The organism is Campylobacter sp. MIT 21-1684, assembly GCF_026241315.1.
GTDB lineage: Bacteria > Campylobacterota > Campylobacteria > Campylobacterales > Campylobacteraceae > Campylobacter_D.
Window position 1 is genome coordinate 1 of the sequence record NZ_JAPHNA010000087.1, and the last position, 336, is coordinate 336.

The window sequence follows — 336 nt, forward strand, 5'->3', positions numbered from 1 at the left end:
TGACACGATTTGTGAATCTGAATAATTTAGTTGTTCTTTTATAGAATCTCGTATGGAATAATAAAAATTTGAATTTGCAGTATTATAGCCTATAGTACCATAGTTTATAACTTTTCCTTTTGTTACGGTAGGGCTGTTTGCAGAGAATTGAATCATACCATACTGGGCATTTGAAAGTGCTTGATTGTTTATAACAGCTCCATTTTGTATAGTGATTGTATTAATAGAACCATCTAAATTTGCAGTGGCTTGAATTCCATTATTATCAAAAGGATTATAAGTACCAGTAACGGTACAATCTCTTTGATTTCGGCAGTTTGTTACGCTTGAAGTCCA

The 336-nt window shown here is 32.1% G+C and carries 1 protein-coding gene; it reads right to left on the bottom strand.

The annotated features are described in order from the left end of the window. Positions 1–336: hypothetical protein (locus OQH62_RS08665; RefSeq protein ID WP_266016168.1), on the bottom strand; the 336-nt coding region annotated here is incomplete at both ends.